This is a genomic window from Streptomyces yatensis, from assembly GCF_018069625.1.
GTDB classification, from domain to species: domain Bacteria; phylum Actinomycetota; class Actinomycetes; order Streptomycetales; family Streptomycetaceae; genus Streptomyces; species Streptomyces yatensis.
Map to the genome: position 1 here is coordinate 1777889 of NZ_CP072941.1, position 18222 is coordinate 1796110.

At 69.0% G+C, this 18222-nt stretch carries 13 protein-coding genes and 1 pseudogene; 10 read left to right on the forward strand and 4 right to left on the reverse strand.

Features of this window, described 5'->3' with window-relative positions; translation table 11 throughout:
• The first annotated feature begins 12 nt into the window (after positions 1–12).
• From J8403_RS06730 to J8403_RS06765, 8 genes are all read left to right on the forward strand, one after another.
• Positions 13–1398, forward strand: coding sequence for an SCO6881 family protein (locus tag J8403_RS06730; protein ID WP_425519756.1), 1386 nt, complete (start codon positions 13–15; stop codon positions 1396–1398).
• A gap of 87 nt (positions 1399–1485) precedes the next feature.
• Positions 1486–2955, forward strand: a complete 1470-nt coding sequence (locus J8403_RS06735; protein ID WP_211122337.1) for an SCO6880 family protein — start codon at positions 1486–1488, stop codon at positions 2953–2955.
• 21 nt (positions 2956–2976) lie between these two features.
• Positions 2977–3438 carry a DUF6238 family protein gene (locus J8403_RS06740; protein ID WP_211122338.1) on the forward strand — a complete coding sequence of 154 codons (462 nt, stop codon included), beginning with the start codon at positions 2977–2979 and terminating at the stop codon, positions 3436–3438.
• 26 nt (positions 3439–3464) lie between these two features.
• Positions 3465–4973, forward strand: coding sequence for a P-loop NTPase family protein (locus J8403_RS06745; protein ID WP_211122339.1), 1509 nt, complete (start codon positions 3465–3467; stop codon positions 4971–4973).
• Between the two features lie 275 nt (positions 4974–5248).
• Positions 5249–5698 carry a hypothetical protein gene (locus J8403_RS06750; RefSeq protein ID WP_211122340.1) on the forward strand — a complete coding sequence of 150 codons (450 nt, stop codon included), beginning with the start codon at positions 5249–5251 and terminating at the stop codon, positions 5696–5698.
• 19 nt (positions 5699–5717) lie between these two features.
• The gene (locus J8403_RS06755; RefSeq protein ID WP_211122341.1) at positions 5718–6467 is read left to right on the forward strand and encodes a hypothetical protein; all 750 of its coding nucleotides are present in this window, start codon (positions 5718–5720) and stop codon (positions 6465–6467) included.
• 385 nt (positions 6468–6852) lie between these two features.
• Complete coding sequence (locus tag J8403_RS06760; protein WP_211122342.1) at positions 6853–8649, forward strand: type IV secretory system conjugative DNA transfer family protein; 1797 nt, start codon at positions 6853–6855, stop codon at positions 8647–8649.
• A 294-nt stretch (positions 8650–8943) separates the two neighbouring features.
• Positions 8944–10107 (forward strand): DnaB-like helicase N-terminal domain-containing protein, encoded by a 1164-nt coding sequence (locus J8403_RS06765; RefSeq protein ID WP_211122343.1) that lies wholly within the window; start codon positions 8944–8946, stop codon positions 10105–10107.
• Positions 10108–10505: 398 nt separating this feature from the next.
• Here the strand turns inward: J8403_RS06765 and J8403_RS06770 are convergent, their stop codons facing one another.
• The 4 genes and pseudogenes from J8403_RS06770 to J8403_RS06790 form a co-directional block, all read right to left on the reverse strand.
• A complete protein-coding gene (locus J8403_RS06770; RefSeq protein ID WP_211122344.1) occupies positions 10506–11273 on the reverse strand; it encodes a hypothetical protein in 768 nt (255 codons plus the stop codon).
• Positions 11274–11276: 3 nt separating this feature from the next.
• A complete protein-coding gene (locus J8403_RS06775; RefSeq protein ID WP_211122345.1) occupies positions 11277–13397 on the reverse strand; it encodes a hypothetical protein in 2121 nt (706 codons plus the stop codon).
• A complete protein-coding gene (locus J8403_RS06780) occupies positions 13394–13864 on the reverse strand; it encodes a hypothetical protein (protein ID WP_211122346.1) in 471 nt (156 codons plus the stop codon). Before J8403_RS06780 ends, J8403_RS06775 begins: the two co-directional genes overlap by 4 nt.
• Before the next feature lie 715 nt (positions 13865–14579).
• Positions 14580–15816: pseudogene (locus tag J8403_RS06790) on the reverse strand (IS1380 family transposase); the annotation flags it as partial.
• A gap of 130 nt (positions 15817–15946) precedes the next feature.
• Here J8403_RS06790 and J8403_RS06795 point away from each other — a divergent pair.
• A complete protein-coding gene (locus J8403_RS06795; RefSeq protein ID WP_211122349.1) occupies positions 15947–17299 on the forward strand; it encodes a hypothetical protein in 1353 nt (450 codons plus the stop codon).
• A gap of 449 nt (positions 17300–17748) precedes the next feature.
• Entirely contained in the window at positions 17749–18015 is a 267-nt protein-coding gene (locus J8403_RS06800; protein WP_211122350.1) for a hypothetical protein, read from the forward strand.
• Positions 18016–18222 lie beyond the last annotated feature (207 nt).

Consider the following 18222-nt stretch of genomic DNA (forward strand, 5'->3'; position numbering starts at 1 on the left):
AGGAGGTGCCCAGTGGGGGCCTGTGACCTTCCCCTGATGAACCACGTCTGCGGGGCTGTCAGCGGCGTGGTCGGCAAGACCGGCGAGGCCATCACCGACGGCATCGGCGCCTGGATCGCCAAGTCAATGGGCGAGGTCGCCCAGTCCGCCGCCGACCTGGCCACCAGGGCTGTGGACAAGACCACCGCCGTCGACTTGAACGCCGAGTGGTTTCGGCACAACTACGAGCTGATCCTCCCGATCGGGCTGGTGCTCACGGTGGGTACGTTCTGCCTCCAGCTCACCCGCGCCGCCTGGCGGCGGGACGAACGAGCCCTCGTGCAAGCGGCCTTCGGGACGATGACCGGCGTCTTCTTCGCCTTCGCCGCCATTGCCTGCACGACCGTCGCCCTCACCGTCACCGACGCGTTGAGCGCGGGCCTGTTCAAGGCCGCGAACTCCTCGGTCGACGACGCGATCCGCCGCGTGATCAAGGTCAACGATCTGGGGACGATGTACGGCCTGGGCTGGGGTATCCCCGCGATCGTCGCGCTGGGCTGCGCGGTCGGCGCGTTCTTGTACTGGGCGGTCATGGTCGCCCGCAAGGTCGGGATCCTGGTCTTGGTGACCTTGGCCGTGTTCGCCGGTGCCGGCGGGGGCTGGGAGGCCGCCAGGCGCTGGCGGCGCGGATGGATCGAGGCCACTGCCTCGCTGATCGTTAGCAAGCTGCTCATGACGATTGTCTTCCTCCTCGGTGTTTCCGCCATGGGCAAGTCCGACTCCCACGGCGGCATCGGCGCCCTCTCGGACGCGATGGCGGGCATCGTCGTGATGGTCCTGGTTCTGCTCTGCCCCTACGCCACCTACCGGTTCGTGCACTGGGCCTCCGACGGAGGCGGACACGACGACCTGCACCGCACCGGCGTGGCCGGCGTCGGCACGGCGGCTGGTGCGGCGAGGAGCGCAGGCCAGCTGGCGATGCAGGCCAGGATGGGTGGGATTGCACCGCAGGGGCCGTCGAAGGTGCCGGGCCAGGGTGCCGGGGGCATGGCCTCGGGGATCGATCCGACCGGCGGCGGCTCCGGCAGCGGCGGTGAGGAGTCGAAGCCGACTCACTTTCGCTTCGGTGAGGATCCGAACGCCCGAGGCGACAAGGGCCAGGCGCTGATCCGCCGTCCGCCGACCGGAGGTGGCCGAGGCCAATCCCTCATCCGCCGCCCCGGCCAGGAATCCGGCAGCAGCCCCGATGCGGCACCGCTCTCCTCCGGACCGACACCCGAAGGAGCCACCGGCGGTGCGGCGCAGCGCTACTCGGCCAGTCGCAGCAGTTCACCTACGGGGAGCGGCTCTTCGCCGCAGGGCGGCGCCACACCACAGCGGTGGGTCTACCCCGACGAGTCCAAAGGGCCGGGTCCCTGACCCAGCATCCCCTGGGGGCCGGACTCCGGCCCGTCCTCAGGTCCTTCTTTTCTAGCCCCTCTTTCACGTCCATAGGACAGCTTCGCCATGACTTCCGAACCCTCCACTCCCATCGACCCGGCCACCGTGAGGTTCCCCCACCGCACACGCCGTGGCCTCTTGATGGGCCTGTCAGCTCCGCAGTTGATCGCTGTGTCGGCGACCGGACTGCTGCTGTTCGCGGTGCTGCTGATGTCCGGCGTCGTCGGAGTGCTGAAGCTGATACCGGTCTGGGCCGTGCTGCTGATAATGGCCTTCCTCCAGCACCGGGGACGCTCCCTCGCCGACTGGACGCCCATCGCACTGCGCTATGCCCTGCGCCGCACGGCAGGCCAGCTGCTGTGGCTCACCCGCCCATCGACCCGCCCACGCCGGGAGGGTCTGCTGCACCTGCCGGGAACAGCGGCGTCACTGCGGATAGTCTCCTTCCCCGATGGACACCTCGGTGCGGTCCACGACCCGCATCGGGCCACTCTCACCGCAGTCGTGCGTGTCTCCGCACGCGCATTCGCACTGCTGGACCCGGCGGCTCAGTCGGCGAACGTGGCCAGCTGGGGCCGCACCCTGGCCGCGCTCGCCCGTACCGGGCACATCGCTCGGATTCAGGTGCTGGAGCGGACCGTCCCCGATTCCGGTGATGCGCTCAACCGGTACTGGAGGGAACACGGCAACGTCGAAGCGTCGCTGTCCGGTCAGGTGTACCGGGATCTGATCGACGCCGCCGGTCCGGCTGCCGCTCCGCACGAGGCGTACGTCGCCCTCGCCCTCGATATGAAAACAGCACGCCGGCTGATCAACCAGGCCGGAGGCGGGCTGACCGGTGCCTTCGCTGTCCTTGCACAGCTGACCTCCGCCTTCGACGAGGCCGCACGGAACTTCGGCCTTGCCCCGGGATCGTGGCTGGCGGGGGATGAGATCGCCGCAGTGATCCGCGCGGCCTATGACCCGGGCTCCTCGGCCGCGCTCGATCAGTGGTCGGACACCGGCCGCCCCCAGGCCGACCCGGCTGCCGCGGGGCCGGTGGTGCTGGTGGAAAGGAGCGATCGCATCGCGACCGACTCCGCGCACCACGCTACGTACTGGATCGAGAACTGGCCCCGGGTCGAGACCAGCCCCGGCTTCCTGCACCGGCTGCTGTTCGTCTCCGGCGTGCGCCGCTCGCTTTCCCTCATCTACACCCCCAAGGGCCTGGATGCCGCGCTCAAGGACGTACGGCGCAAGAAGGCCAGCGTCATCGCGGACGCCGCCGAACGCGCCCGCAAGGGCCAGGTCCACTCCGAAGCGGACTCAGTGGAGTACACCGACATCACGGACCGCGAACGCCAACTGATCACCGGCCACGCCGACGTCGCCCTCACCGGCCTGCTGACCGTCTCCGCCGAAACGGACCAGGAGCTGAACTCCGCCTGCGCGTCGATCGAGGCCGCCGCCGTCTCCGCCATGACCGATCTACGGCGCCTGACCTGGCAGCAGGCCGAAGCCTTCACCACGGCCGCCCTCCCCCTCGCCCGCATCTGACCCACCCGATCGAAGGCAACCATGCCGACCGACCTTCCGCCCGAACCCGACCAGCTGGACTCGGGCTTCGTGCCGTTCGCAACCGCCGCGCTCGACTTCCACCGCTCCCTCAACCTGCCCGCCGCCCAGGCCGCGGCGAGCCGTGTGGAGATCGACGCCCTGCATGCCCACGTGATCGCTCTGTACCGGCTGCTCGACTCCCACACCGGCCGCACCGGGCCGGTAGCCCAGGCTGAAGGTGACCACCTGCAAGCTGGGAGGGTCCGGCTGTGGCAAGCGGCCGAGCACCTGCACGACGCCTTCCACGCCGCCCCGCGCCCCGATGCCCGCCACCCGGGCCGAGAGCCATGGCGAGAACCGCTGCCCGAGGGCGCACCCGAACTCACCATCTGCCAACGCCACCTGGTCATCGCAGTCCGGGTGCGCCGCGGCCACACGCCGACCGACCTCCACGACCCCGTAACCGGCGTTGTCCGCCACTGACCGATTCACCAGGAGCACCACCGAGCATGGCTCGCACCACTCGCACCCGCGCCACCGCCAGCCCGCTGTACACGCCGAGCAGGATCGACCGCCGCTCGCGCCGCGCGGCCCGCGAGCAGTTCACGACCGCACGCAAGCAAGCCAGGGACGCCTCCCCTACTCCCATGCGGCTTACTGGCTCCAGCATGGACCTGGGCCTGCGGGCCACCTACCCCTCGAGCGGGCGCCCCGGCCCGACCTCCGCCCGCGGCGGCAGCCTCAAGCTCCCGCCGCACCGCATGACAACGGCTGTCGCGGCCGGCGCATACCCCTTCCTCGCCGAAGGCGGACTCGGTGCCCAGGGAATCTACGTCGGACACGACGTCCACGCAGAAGGCGCCTTCACCTACGACCCGTTCGCTCTCTACGGGCGCCTCGACGGCTTCACCAACCCCAACATCCTGCTCGCGGGGATCATCGGCATGGGCAAGTCAGCCCTGGCCAAGTCCCTCGGGGTGCGTGCCGTCGCCTTCGGCTACCGCATCTACGTGCCCTGCGACCCCAAGGGCGAGTGGTCCATCGTCGCCAGCGCACTGGGCGGCCAAACCATCGCCCTCGGGCCCGGCCTTACCGGCAGGCTGAATCCTCTCGATGCGCCGGCCCGGCCGCGTGGCGTCGACGAGGGAGACTGGCGTACCGAGGTCCGCAAGCGACGCCTGCTCCTGCTCGGCTCGCTGGCGAAGACGGTGCTGCGGCGCGAGCTGCACCCCATGGAGCACACCGCGCTCGACGTCGCCCTGGACCAAGTCGTCGCCCGTGCCGAGGCCAGCGGAACCACGCCCCTGCTCGGCGAAATCGCTCAAGTCCTCGGCTTCCCCGAGCAACTCGACTCTGCGGTGGGTGAGATGCCCGGGCGCCTGGTGCATGCCGCCGGAGACCTCGCGCACGCCCTGCGGCGCCTGGTTCACGGCGACTTGGCAGGCTTGTTCGACGCTCCGAGCACCGTCGCCTTCGACCCGGCCGCGCCGATGCTCTCGATCGATCTGTCCCGCCTGGGCGGTGCCGGAGACGACACCGCCCTCGTCCTGGCCATGACCTGCGCGAGCGCGTGGATGGAGTCCGCCCTCGCCGATCCGGATGCGGGACAGCGCTGGGTGATCTATGACGAAGCCTGGCGCGTGATGCGGCACGCCGCGCTGCTGGAGCGCATGCAATCCCAGTGGAAGCTCAGCCGGGGGCTGGGCATCGCCAACGTGATGATCATCCACCGCCTCTCCGACCTGCTGACCGCCGGAGACGCGGGATCGCGCGGACGAGCTCTGGCCGAAGGACTGCTGACCGACTGCTCCACGCGGATCATCTACCGACAGGAGGCGGACCAACTCGGCGCCGCCGCAACCCTGCTCGGCCTGACCGGCGTCGAGACGCGAGCGGTCTCCGCCCTTACCAAGGGGCGCGGTCTGTGGAAGGTCGCCGGCCGGTCCTTCGTCACACAGCACCTGCTGCATCCACGGGAGCGCGAGCTGTTCGACACAGACAGCCGGATGCACGCCTGACCGGGCACGACGTCGGCCTGTTCGGCTCGCGCGAGTGCCCTGATGGAAGTCCAATAGGCCGAGCGGGACCTGCGCGCGGGCCAGAGGGTGCGGGCTGCCGAGGCCAGCCGCGCCTCCCTTTGCCCTTCTCCGCCCCACCCGGCCAGTCAGCAATCCCACAGCGCGGCCCCGGCAAGGCGCCACTCTTCCGTTAGCACCCATCTCCGGCACCGCCAAGTCCCGCTTTGCCACCCATCCTCGTCGTCCCGCATGTCACCGACTCCAGCGAGGTTCTCGTGGCGGACACCCCGCACATCACCATCGGTCACCGCCCCCTTGTCGGCGTCGTGGCTGCCCCTTCCCACGATCACCATGTCACTGATCACCTGCTGCGCAGGGTCGGCTTCGAGCCGGTCCCCGACAGCCGCCTGTACACCCTGACCGAGCGGGACCGGGATCCGGTACGACGCACGCAGTTGGCCGTCCAGTCGTTGCGCGCCGCGCGCCAGAGCGTCACCGCGGACGCCGCTTACGACCTTCACCCCGGCGAGCGCCTCCCGCCTCCGCTCGCCCCGGAGGCGGAGTTCGTCCGCCAGACCACTGCCGCGGCACAGCGACGGGCACAGGCCGCGCTCACCGCTTCTCCCGCCCGTATCCAGACCGTTTCCGCCCTGCCGCCTTCCGCCGTCGAGCACGCCTTCCGCCCTGCACCGGCTCGTGCATTGCAGGCTGCCCACACCCGATAACCCCCGGAGGGACTCTCCCGTGGCTCTGTCCAATCAACCGCCCCAGCCCGATGTCGCGTTCGGTGCCATCCCCGGCGTGGGCGTGGCCGCCGCCGTGGCAAACGACAGTTCCTTTCTCGACGAAGTGCTGCGCCAGCACGGTTTCGCCTACAACGCCCGGCGGGACGTCTACCTGCTGCCGCAAGACACCGACCACCGCACAGTCGTCCGGGCAGTGGCCACCGCCACTCGAAAGCTTCAGATGGCGGGCCTGTCAGTCTCAGCCGATCCCCGCGTCGTGGCCAGCGCTCCTTCTGCAGCGACATTCGAGCCGGAGCCCCTCCCGCGTGAGTCTCTGGCTGACCTGTCCGCCGCACTGCCCACGCTGGAGGAGCCTTCGGACGTCGCCGAGTGGCTGCTGTATCCCGTGGACGGCCGTACTGGCGTCATCCCGGAGCTGCGGCAGTTCATCGACACGGCGGCCGCTTGGTGCGACCGGCTCGACCACCCCGATGGCTCCAAACTGGCCCACCACCTGCGCGAGATCGCTGAGCAGGTCGAGCTTCTGGGAGAGCGGATCACGCACATCGCTCGGTCCCTGGACGAACTGTCCCCGGTCAAGCCGGACAAGGGACCGTTCTGGGGCCGGGAGCTGGAGGCGGATCACGCAGCGCGTTCCCGTGCCGCGACGGGCCCTTCCCCCCACCGTCCGACCACACCGGCGAGGCCGAGCACGGAGCAGGCCGCTCGGCACTCAGCATCCACACCCGCCACCCGCCGTACTCGCTGATCGCCTCATGTCTGCCTGGCACCGGAAGAGAGCTTGCGATGCCCGTGCAGAAGACCTGGGCCATCAACCATGTCTGCGACCACAGCGCCGGCGTCGACCTCTCCAGCCGCGCCGCCGACCAACGTGCCAACCACACCCGCTGGCTCGGCGGCCCGAGCTTCTTGATGCTCCCCACGAGACCGACCGCACCAGTGAGAACCCTCACTTCTAGCGCCGGAGCCCCTGTCACGCCACCCGCCACAGGCGCAACGCCGCCTGTCAGGCACCTCCCACGCCCTACGCCCCACGCTCACCGCACTCGCCAGGAGCCGCCCGTGACCACCCGCAGAGCTCCGCTCCTTCACCACGCTTTCTCGCTCACCCTCGCACGTTCCCGGAATCCGTCTTGCCTGACACACGCACCAGGACGCCCTCGACCACCACCGGCACTGACGTCCTGCTCTCTCTCCTGCTCGGCCTCGCCTCCCTCGGCATCAGCGGCGGCTCACTGGCCTGGCTCTTCGGCAACCTCGCCAATGCCGCTTTCGGCTCCGGTCCATGGGCTGCGTTCAAGCCGACGCAGTCCCTCTCCCACCCCCACCAGCTCTGGCCGCATCTCCCCCATGCTGCTCTGCTCGTCGGCTGCTACGGCATCCCGGCGCTGCTCCTGGTCACAGCAACCGCCCTCGGCACGAAGCTGTGGCTGCGCTTGCGCCCGAAGCCGGGCTCACTTGCCAACCAGCGGGACCTGGGCGATCTGCTGCCGAAGAAGGCAGCGGCGAAGGCCACCGGCCTGCGCTCCAGCCTCAACGAGGCCCACCCCAACGACGTCCCGCCGGACGACCGCGGCGTGCTCCTCGGCACCCTCAAACCCGGCACGACGGAGGTCCGGTCCTCCTGGGAGGACGTCCTGCTGGCGATCATGGCACCGCGCTCGGGCAAGACCAGCGGACTCGCGATCCCGGCGATCCTGCGCGCACCGGGGCCGGTGCTGCTGACCTCCAACAAAGCAGCGAACGACGCCTACACCGCGACCCTCGACGAACGAGCGAAGGCCGGGAGGGTGTGGACGCTGGATCCACAACAGATTGCGCACGCCGAGCAGACCATATGGTGGGACATCCTCGCCGATGCCCGCGACCTTGCCGGGGCCCGACGCCTGGCTCAGCACTTCGTCGCCGCCTCTGTCGACGAGTCCAGCGCCGGGGACTTCTGGTCCACCGCCGCCGCCAACACACTCACGGCACTCTTTCTGGCCGCCGCGCAGGGCGCATGCCCCGTGACCGAGGTGACGGCCTGGCTCGCCTCTCCGGCCGACCGCACACCGATCGATCTTCTGACCGATGCCGGCCTCGATGCCGTCGCCGCCCAGTTGCACGGCACCGTCGCCGGAGCCGTCGAAACACGGGACGGGATCTTCGAGACGGCGAGGCAATACGCGAGCTGTCTGCTGGACCCACGTATCGCCGACTGGGTCACCCCGCCCCCGCCCGACTCGCCGCTGCGAGAGTTCCGGCCAGAGACGTTCGCCACCTCCCGCGACACGCTCTTCCTGCTCTCCAAGGACGGCGGCGGCTCTGCCTCGGCGATCATCGCCGCCGCCGCCGACGCGGTGATGCGCGCGGCCGTCCTCCAGGCCGAGCGCGACGGCGGACGCCTCGACCCGCCCATGCTGGCGATCCTGGATGAGGCCGCCAACGTGTGCAAGATCCAGGACCTGCCGGACCTGTACTCCCACCTGGGCTCGCGCGGGGTCATCCCGATCACGATCCTGCAGTCCTACCGACAGGGCCAGCGGGTGTGGGGCGAGACCGGTATGGACGCCCTGTGGAGCGCAGCGACGATCAAACTCATCGGCAGCGGCATCGACGACGCCGACTTCGCCGACAAGCTCTCCCGCCTCGCCGGAGACCACGAGGTGCAGACTCTCTCGGTCTCTACCAGCGCGTCCGGCAAGTCCTCCTCCGTCTCCATGCGGCAGGAGCGGGTGTTGCCCGCCGATGCGATCCGGGCCCTGCCCAAGGGGTCGGCGTTGCTATTGGCCACCGGGATCCGGCCCGCGCTACTCAACTTGAAGCCCTGGTACCGCGAGCCAGATGCCGACCGGCTCGGCGCGGCCTCCAAGAAAGCGACTGCCGCCATCACCGAGCGGGCCCTCGCCAAGGCCCCGTCCGGCCGCGACCAGTATGGACCGGCCGCATGATCTTCCGCTCCCTGCTCCACATCCGAGCGAGACACATCGTCAGCTCTCACGCCGGCCCGCCACTTTCATCACTCCGAGGCGTCTCGTGTCCCCATCTGCCCCGTCCTTGTTCCCCCTGCGGGCCGCTGGCCGGTTTGCCGACTCCCCCGCCGTCCGCAGTGCAGATCGCTGGTGGCTCGTCGCCCACAGCGGTGCCGTCCCTGCGGATCCCGCGCTCGCCCGCCATCTGGACCGCCACGCCGCCGACCTGGCGGCGGCGCACCGCGCCGTCGCTGGAATGGTCCGAGAGCTGCGGTGACACCGCTGCTACAGGCCGAGCAGGCCGTCCTGGGCGCGGTGCTGCTGGAGCCGCGCCAGCTCGGCCACCTGGCCGGGTGGCTCCGGCCCGAGCACTTCTACCGTCCCGCGCACGCCGCCCTGTACGGGGCGATGCTCGACCTACACGCCAGCGGCCACCCCGCGACGACCGCGCCGGCGGACGTGCCGGTCCCGCTGACCTGGGTCAACGACACAAGGGACAAAGCAAGTGAGCACACGCGCGGCGTGACCGCCGCGTACGTGCACTCGCTGCCCTCCGCCTGCCCGCGCCCGGCGCACGCGCCGGTCTACGGGCGGATGGTGCTGGAAGGCGCCATCCACCGCAGCGTCACCCAGCACGCCGTCCGCCTGCACCACGCCGCCCGCGGCGCGGGCGTCGAAGAGACCCTCCATCACGCCCAGGTCTTGGCCGACGTGCTCACCGAGCTCGCCCGACGCTGGGGCACCGAACCCCGCCCCGCTCCACCCGGAACGCCCTCCCCTGCGTCCGCCCCTGCGCCGGGCCGGGCAAAAGAACAGGTACTTGCCGAGGAGGAGTTTCTCCTCGGAATGCTCACCACACAGCCGCAGCAGCTGGGAGAAGTAGTCCACTGGCTGCGCCCCGAGGACTTCGCCGATCCCGGGCACCGCCAGATCTACGGCGCGCTGGGCGCACTGCACCACCGGGGCGAGCCGGTCGACCAGCTCACCGTGCTGTGGGAGTGCCAGCGCCGAGGCGTGTTCGCCGATGGCACGCTGGAGCCCGACCGCGTCCGCCGCCTGTGCGACACAACTGCCGGGGGATCAGCCGGCCACTTCGGCGAACAGGTCCTCGACGCCTCCCTCCTGCGCACCGCCGCCGCCTCTGCCCGGCAGATCCGCGATCTGGCCGAGAACGACGCGCTCGCTGCCGGCCAACTCATCAGCCAGGCTTTCTCCGCTCTCACTCCACTCGATCAAGCCCGCCGACGCCGTGCCACCGCGATTGGCGGCCCAGAACCGGACAAGGCCCCGAAATCCTCGCCCGCGCCGCCTCCGACCCATGCTGCCGCCGCCCGGGCCCGCAGTCCCGCACTCCGCACGGAAACCAAAACACCGCCAAGCACGACTACGCCACCATCCACCTCACCCCTCCAGCTCCTTCGGAGGGGCCCTTCGTGACCCTCTGCCGATCTGTGGGGGGGCGCTGTGCCGCCTCCACTTTTCACGCCTCACCGTGGCCGCCACTACTGAGGCTTTCGGTTCAGGGTGACGGCGAGGTCACGAACGCCGGGGACTGACGTACCACGAAGCGTGGCAGGCCTCATCTCCGCCACTCTGCGACGTCGTCGACCCCGCTGTCCCCTGGGATGTGTCCGTGCTGCTGATAGGGCATCTCATCGGGGTGGCGCTCCAACCGGGTACGCCGCCAGGCCGTGTCGAACGAGAGATTGCCCCCGCTGGCCCGCGCGAGACGCCACGCCCGCCAGCTGGTCAAAGGCGACAGCAGACATCGCAGCATGGACGTGTTCACTGGCGCACCGTGCTCTCTCGTACGGGACTGGTGCCCGCCGAGCTCCTCATGACTCACCCGCCGGATCCGCCACGGGATGCCCGTCGAGCAGCGCCTGTGCTTTTGCGGCATGTTGCGGTCGCTGTGCACCGTCCATGCCCGCAGCCAGGAGGGTGTACAGCATGCGTTTCTGGGCGGGGTCCGGGAAGCTGCCAAGGAACTCGCGCAGCACTTCGACGGCCTCGTGCTCGACGGTCCGTTCGTCGTCGGGACGGTACTGGGCAAACACCTCCGCGACGTTCCCCGCGTGCTCGACGAGGGTGGAGAGCTTGGCCAAGTCGGCACCGTCGTGTTCGACCCACCGCACCAGCAGGGCTGCGGGGTGGGCCAGTTCCGCTGCGAGCGCTTCGGTCTTCTGCCGGCGCAGGACATCTGTCACGGCCTGTCGGCGCTGGGCGGTGAGCAGGGCGGCTACGGCGGCCCGGTCGTCTGGCAGCAGATCGAGCGTGAGCTTGGCGTGGAACTCGAGGGGCGGGTCGGTCGGCAGCCGGCGCAGTCGGCCGAGATGCTGACCGCAGACGTCTCGTGCTGAGGCCAGGTCGGCTGGGTCGCACGTCGTGGATGCCTCGGCGGCCGCTCGTCTCAAAGCGGTGCGCACGGCGGTCACGATCTCCTCGTCGGTACCCGGGTAAGGCGGCTCGGTGAGGACCCTGGCGGTGATCCGGGCGGTGAAGCCGATCCCGGGGGAGGCGCTGCGCAGCCGGACTTCGAAACGGGACAGGCCGCGCCGTACAGCTCTGCGTGTGCGGCGGCGCGACCACCATGTGGCGGCCATGGATCACGACTCCGCGGTAGTGCGTTCGTGATCGAACCGCACGGACGACAATGCAGCAGGCAACCTGAGGTCCTTACGCAGTTCGATGACGGCTTCGTCGTTGGCGACGCCGGGTTCGCCGAAGATGAGTGCCGAGATCGGAGTGGAGTACAGGTGTTCCACAACGACCTGGTTGAGGATCTCCGTCACCAGGTCGTGCGGTACCTGATTCTCCTGTCGTGCCTGGGCCCAGGCAGCCAGTAGTTCCCGGCACTCAGCGTCGACACGGGTGTCCGTCAGTGCGACGCTCCAACCCTGCACGAGTGCGTTCTTGACGTCCTGCTTCTGCTCGGCCGCGGCGAGCATGACCTGCAGGACGTAAGGGTCGACGCGGGGATCCAGTAGGGAAACGAACGCCCGGTGTCCTGCTAAGTGCTTTTTTTCGGTGGCCCATTTGATGACCGTGCTCCACACCCGCGGCAGTTGGCCTTCGCGGGCGGCGATGTCCCTCAGCGCCGCCCGCGCCGTCCGGACGGCCTCGTCGGGCTCCGGCCGGTCGAGGATGTGGCGCAGCCGGACGAGTGCCTGGCGCGGATAGTGCTCGGCGAAGTCGCCCTGACAGACCAGGGCGACCACTGTCGCGACCGCCTCCGATGTGTCCTGCGCCGAGTCCAGCAGCAGCGATCGGACCTCCGCGCCCAACGGGTCCGCCTCGGCGGCGACCGTGAGGACCCGGGCGATCAGTCTGCGGTGTTCGGCGCTGTTGTCTCCGTTGTCGATCCAGGCGTGGATCTGCTTGATGACCCGGATGTCGTTCTCCGCGACGGCCAGTTCGACCAGGAGATCGCTGATGGCGGCCAGGCGGTCCGCGCCCGGTTCCTTGGGCGCGGTGATGGTGTCGAGCCACTTCAGCAGGTGCGGGTGGATGTCGGCGCGCTGCTGCCACAGGCGGAGTAGCACTGAGCCGGTGTATCCAGGCTTGTGATCGAGGGTGACGGTTCGCCCGGTCACCTTGGCACCCATATTCTCGAGTCGGGTGGTCAGGTCGGGACCGGTCAGGATCTTCCGTACGCTCGTCTCCTGCGGCTCGCCCAATAGGGCCCGAGAGCCGTCCTGGATGGTCAGCGCGTCCTTGTTGTTGAGGAACAGAGCCGAGATGAGCAGGGCTCGGTCATCCGGATTGTCCTCGGTCTTGTTGAAGACCTTCAGCACATCTGAATGCCACTGCTGGAACGTGCCGAGCGCGGTCTTGAGGCTCTCCGGCGAGTCGTCTGCGTCGGCGAGCACAGCGGCCAGCCGCGCCGCGTCGGCGGGATGACTGCCGTCGGTCAGCAGATGGGAAGCGACACCGATCCCTTCCGATTCCGAAGGGACTGTGGAGAGCCACCGGACCCGGTCCGGCTGGCCGTGCACGTATTCCAGGTGCCTCTTGGCCACGAGATGCGGGGACGGGCGTGTCGTCGCGCGGGCGACGACACGGGCCAGGGTTCCGGAGACTGCCTCAGGCCAGCCGTACTCGTCTGCGATCACGACGAGGAATGAGCCCAGATGACGCAGGTCTTCGGCGTAACGCACCAGCTGCTCGGCGACCTTCGCCGGGCTCTGCCACGAGCCGATCTCTGCGGCCACGTCCAACAGATAGCCGGTGTGCGGATCATCGGGCAGCTCCGAGGTGTCCGGGGAACGGGGGTCACCCCAGTCCGGCCGGATCTCCTGAAGCCTCAGTTGATCACCGGCGTGCTCCTCCGGTCTGGAAACTTCCCACAGCGCCCTGATCCCTGCTGTGCGCTTCCCGTACCCGGCCGGACCGGCGACGACCGCGAGCGCAGGCCCGTCCCCGGTGAGACGGTCGATGGCCTTGCCGGCTGTCCGTACTCTCTCGTTACGTCGGTCCAGGTCTACCCATGCCAGGCGTACAACGCCGAGCTCCGCCTTGGGGATGTCGGCGACGGGCAGCTGCGGCTTGCTCGTCATAGTGACAGGGCCCGCGGCCATGATGATCTTCGAATTCTGGTTGCCGCTCGCGTTCATCCAGGGGCCGGGCGGCGCAGTCGGGACGAGTGGGAAAGTCGGCGGCGCGGGCGGGACGGTGGGAGGAACGGATGGCGCGGGCGGAACGGCGCCGGGAGCAGTCTCTTCGCTCACCGACCTGCCTCCGGGGTCCGGTAGTGGAAGCCACCGGAGGCGCTGATAGCGCCGCCCGCGATGACGACCTGACTGTTGGTGTTGTTGTGCGCGCTCATGCGTACGTCGGAGGCGCCGTCCGCCCGCTGGACCCGGTCCGCCAGCTCTTGCAGCTCCGCGGCCGCATCCGGATGCTTCTGCAGGAATGCCGCCAGCTGGATCATGAGGTCGTTGCGCAGCCGCTCTTCGACCGGACCGCGCTCGCTCTCCGTGCTCTCCACCAGCCGCTGACGCGCCGCGTCGATCAGACGCAGCTCCTGCTCGGCGGTTCCCTCGCCACCCCTTCTGAAGAACTGGGCCACAGCGTCGCGCACAGAATCCCAGGTGTTTTTGGCCATTTCAGTGACGAGAGCGGCGGCTCCCACGCTGGCCAGCTGCGTGATTTCCAATGCATCCCCCACGATCATTTCTCCTGCGACGTAGCGCATGCAGGAGTCAGCGGCATAGTCGACATATCAAGGTCTAGGTCAGCGAAGAACACCGCAATCGAAAGTATTTGCTACATACAGGAATGAGTAGTTACCAAGCACGCGGAACAGGTCAGTCCAACCCCAGATCGCGTGACTCCGAGCCCGGCGGGCAGGCAGAAGCCGCAGGGCAATGCCGGTGGAGCGAACCCTCCTTCCGTAACGAATTAGCCATAGCGGGACTTTGGGCGGTTGTCCTGAAGTGACTATTGGCCGGGAAGTGCTGCCGTCGGAGATCGGCTATTTGACAGATGACGACGGGAGGGGCGGAGAAACAGTGCTGACGCTCGTGCGAATGGTTGTGTTTCTCATTTCAGGCCGGGAACTCGCGCTGTCGCACCTCCCGCCCGTATGCGATCACAGCCCGGAGCACAACCGACGGCTCGATGCCGACCGAGGCTCGCCGGAGATTGGGGACGGTACGGCGAGGCGATCATCCAATGGAAGAGGCTCACCCCTCGGCACTGCTGGCGACCGACGAGGCCGGCACCCTCTCAACCCACGGTGCGTGGAGGGGAGCCCTAACCTCGCTGTTTCGGTTGGGGTGGTGGGACGTCGCTGATCGTGTCTGCTGTTGGGTGGGCGAGTGTTTTCGCTGCTCGGGCATGACGGAGTCCCAGCGCGGTGGCCGGGTTCTCCAAGGTCTTTCGGGTCGTGGGCGGGCAGGGGCTGCCGATCAGCCGACGGGACGGGGCAGTGCGGCGAGGCGATGGAATGCTGTGGCGAGTTCGTGTCTCCAGGGCCAGGTCGCCGATATCCGCAAGCGCAGACGCCGACCGCCGCGGGTAAGGCGTGCGGCGACGTGCAGCAGCCGGTAGCGGAGCTTCTTCGGCTCGGAAGAGGCGAGTTCACCGTCCAGCAGCAGGACACGCATCCAGGCCAGCAGGTCGATCGCTGCAAGGCTGAGTTCGAGCCAGGCGGCGTTGATATTGAAGTCGCGGGAGGGGAAGTGGCCGAAGCCGGTGGTCTTACCGCACCGGATGTGGTCCTCGACGCGTGCATGGCCGCGGTGACGAACCTCCCTGGTCAAACAGGGACAACTGGGCTCCTGGGTGCGGCCTCTCCCGGCGCACGATGACGCGGGTGCCGACCGGATAGCCGTCCAGGTCGACTATGCCAGTCAGTTCGGCGACCTCGGCCCCGGCGCGCACTGTCCCGTCCTGGTCCAGGGCAGGATGCCAGAGTCGGTCCGGCATGGCTCGGACAGCGCGTCGGACCGGCTCGGTGATGGCGTATCCGACCGAGAAGAAGGTACGGATTCCTCGTTTGCGCAGGTCGCGGACGTGAGCGAGGAAGGCTTTTGCCGAACCGGCGCCGTCGGTGCGGATGAGGATGTCGGTGCCGTGCCGGTGGGCGTCGGGGATCTGCCCGAGCGCCTGGTCGAGCACCGTGATGTGGTCGCTCGCGGTGTTGGCACCGGCATTCCCGGGCCGCAGCCGGCCGGACAGTGCCTCGCCGGTGTTAGCGAGGAAGCACAGCAGCGGGTGGAACCCGAATCCGCCCTTGTAGGTGGGTGCGGCCTGCGCTTTCTCTGAGTGGCAGGCGATCAGCGTGGCATCGAGGTCCAGGACCAGACCGGGCAGCAAGCGCCCCGCGGTGCGGACTGCGGGTATGCCCTCACCATGTTCGGCGGCCTGCAGCCAGGCGACTTCCCGGGCCTGGGCGCGAGCAGAGGACAGCCAGGCGAGGGCGGTCTCGTCGACGTCGGCGAGCAGCCGCCAGGCCGTCGGTGCCGAGGCGACAGGGCCGAAGACTGCTGCCTGGTCCCGTAGCACGGCCAGGTCCGCAATGGCCTCACCGCCGTCGGCGAGCATCACCCCCAGGTCGGTGGCGACCCGGCCGGGGTGATGTCCGGTCCCGCGCGGCCGAAGTGGTCTGAGAACGTGTTTCTGAACCAAACCCAGGTCAAGCGCTTAGCGCCGCGATGACGATCGAACACACCGACGCCCTAGGCGGGTACGCAGCCGGTAGCCGCATTAGTCATCAGGGCAAAGATGCAGACGAGCTTGCCGTAGCCAGTTTTCTTCCTCCAAGGTGGGCGCTATGCAGTCGCCTACCGGGGACAACGCCCAATCCACCGCGAGAAGCGGCTTACAGGCCGGCTCCGGCCTGCCGTTCGACCGTCGCGTGGTGATCCTCCTCGAGATCGCCGACGACCCTAACGAGATAGCTCTAGCCGAGGAGCTGTTCGACCACCGCGGGTGGCCGGCGCGTCCTGCGGAGGAACCCGAACGGGTCGGCTGCCCGCCCGAGCGTGTCGCTCGCGTGGTGGAGGTCCGGCTGACCGGGGCGCGGGAGGGTGCTGTCGAGCGGGCACTCGGCCTGGTCGACCGGCTCGCGGTGGCGGCCTCGCTGAACATGTGGGCTCGGGATGCCGTTCTCCTGGAGCACGAACCGGAGCGGTACACGGCTTGGCGGGTGAGCCCCGCTGTCGGTGTCCCACAGCCCGGTCGGGTAGTCCGGACGGTCGAGCCCCGTGGCCGGGCAGGCGCGCTCGCCGACCTGCGCGCCCGGGAGTTGGCCGGCCATGTGCACGCCTCCGACGTTGACCTCCATCCCGCCGACGAGCCGTCCATCGCAGTTAGGGGCAACGTCCTTTCGGTCAACATCGGAAACGCGGTGGCCTTTTTGGCCGTTGTCTTGGCAGCCATCGCGCACACCGGCTGGCAGCTCACTGGATGGTTCATCACCATGCTGTTCGGTCTGCCCTGGTTGATCTGGGGTCTCCGCTACGCGCTGCGAGATTCCCCTGCGCGGCGGACCACCCTGTGGGCCCTGCCTTTGGCTTCGCCTCTCCTGCTGCCGCTCGTGACCTGGGGCGGCGGGCTGGTTCAGGACCGCTACATAGGCTCGTTCGGCATACCGTCCGATTCGGTGCACGCGGGCACGCTCGACCGCCTGTGGGCAGGAGCCTTGCTGGTGGGCGCGATGCTCTACTGCGTGGCGCTCAGGGTCGCGGCGTATGGCTGGAACCGGCGGTTCCATGCGAATCCCGATGCCTGGGATCTGGCGAAGGCCGCCGGCGCAGTGGGTGAGGGACTCATCGTCGGCATAGCCCTCACCGTGATGCTGTCTTACCTTCACGAAGGCGCCTTCGTGGAGGCCCGGAACGCCGCAGTGCACCTCCATGAGCCTCCGCCCTACTACGGCCTGCGCCCTGTCCTGGTCTGTGTCCAGCCCGTCACACACGTGGCCCACCCCGAACGCGGCTTTCCCGGTGCCTCCTACGGGGGCACCGTGCCCCTCACCTACCCAGTGCTCACGTTCGGTCCCGACGCCGACCGCATCTGGCTCTGGGACCCCCGGTCCGGAAGCACCTTCAACATGAGTCTCGATGACGCCACGTTCGAGCCCTTCGACCCTGACTTCGCGGGCAAGGACCGCCCATGCGGCTGACGCCACGGTAAAGTATGAGCGCTTATTCATAAGCCCTGGTGCGTGATCAGCCCTGACGGGAATATGAGTTCAACGCCGATGGACAGGGAAGCTGCGGAGCGGATCGACGCTGCCGCAGAGCGGGATCCGGAGAGCGCGACAGCGCTGTCCGGGCTGTCCGGGTTCGATGAGCGAGCCGCAGACGCGGCTGCGCGTAACGAACCGGATTGCGATGAGGACTACTGAGCCCGCTGTGCTGGTAACTCGGGCGCCGGGGGCTCAGATGTCGATCAGCGCAGGTTTCCTCGGCCAGCTCGGGGTGGCCCCTTTCCGGCCGGATCTACCGCACGAAGGCTCCTGCCCCCGGCATGCAGAGGTGGGGGCCTCTTTGTCTCCCCCATCCCTGTTTGTCCCGTGTTCGAAAGCCCCGGCAGCCGCCGGGGCTTTCCGTATCTGTGGAGGTCTCCGTGATGGATCTTGCTTCTGCCATGCCCGCCTACGTTCTGCTCGCCGCGCTCGCGGTCATCGTCGTGCTGCTCACCGTGGTCGCCATCGTCGCGCGGGCGGTGGTGGCGAAGGCGCGGCCCGAGGACTTACAGCACATCCTTCCCGGCCTGGGCCAAGTCCTGGCCGCGCTGACCCTCTTCCTCCCCTGGGGACGCGGGAGGCGGGGCCCGACCGGCGCGCCGCCGGTGCCCGCGCGGTCCGAGCGCAGAGGAGGGCCGCGCCGAGGGTGAGGCCGGGGTCAGGCCGTCGGCGGCTGACTGGAGGGCGTGGCCTGGTCGGCGGGCTGGTCCAGCTGCTGCTGGCGGCGCCGCTGCTCGTTGCGGTGCTGTTCGACGCGCTGGGTGAACACCTTCAGTGCCTGACGCTGTCGGGGATCTTGGTCGAGCGCCTTTTTGGTAGATCATCGAGCTGACGGGACGGTCCCCGCGGGGTGCTGT

Coding starts and splice junctions, on each gene's coding strand:
- J8403_RS06740 (WP_211122338.1), top strand. CDS start 2,977: ATGCCGACCGACCTTCCGCCCGAACCCGACCAGCTGGACTCGGGCTTC.
- J8403_RS06735 (WP_211122337.1), top strand. CDS start 1,486: ATGACTTCCGAACCCTCCACTCCCATCGACCCGGCCACCGTGAGGTTC.
- J8403_RS06795 (WP_211122349.1), top strand. CDS start 15,947: ATGCAGTCGCCTACCGGGGACAACGCCCAATCCACCGCGAGAAGCGGC.
- J8403_RS06770 (WP_211122344.1), bottom strand. CDS start 11,273: ATGGCCGCCACATGGTGGTCGCGCCGCCGCACACGCAGAGCTGTACGG.
- J8403_RS06745 (WP_211122339.1), top strand. CDS start 3,465: ATGGCTCGCACCACTCGCACCCGCGCCACCGCCAGCCCGCTGTACACG.
- J8403_RS06780 (WP_211122346.1), bottom strand. CDS start 13,864: ATGCGCTACGTCGCAGGAGAAATGATCGTGGGGGATGCATTGGAAATC.
- J8403_RS06800 (WP_211122350.1), top strand. CDS start 17,749: ATGGATCTTGCTTCTGCCATGCCCGCCTACGTTCTGCTCGCCGCGCTC.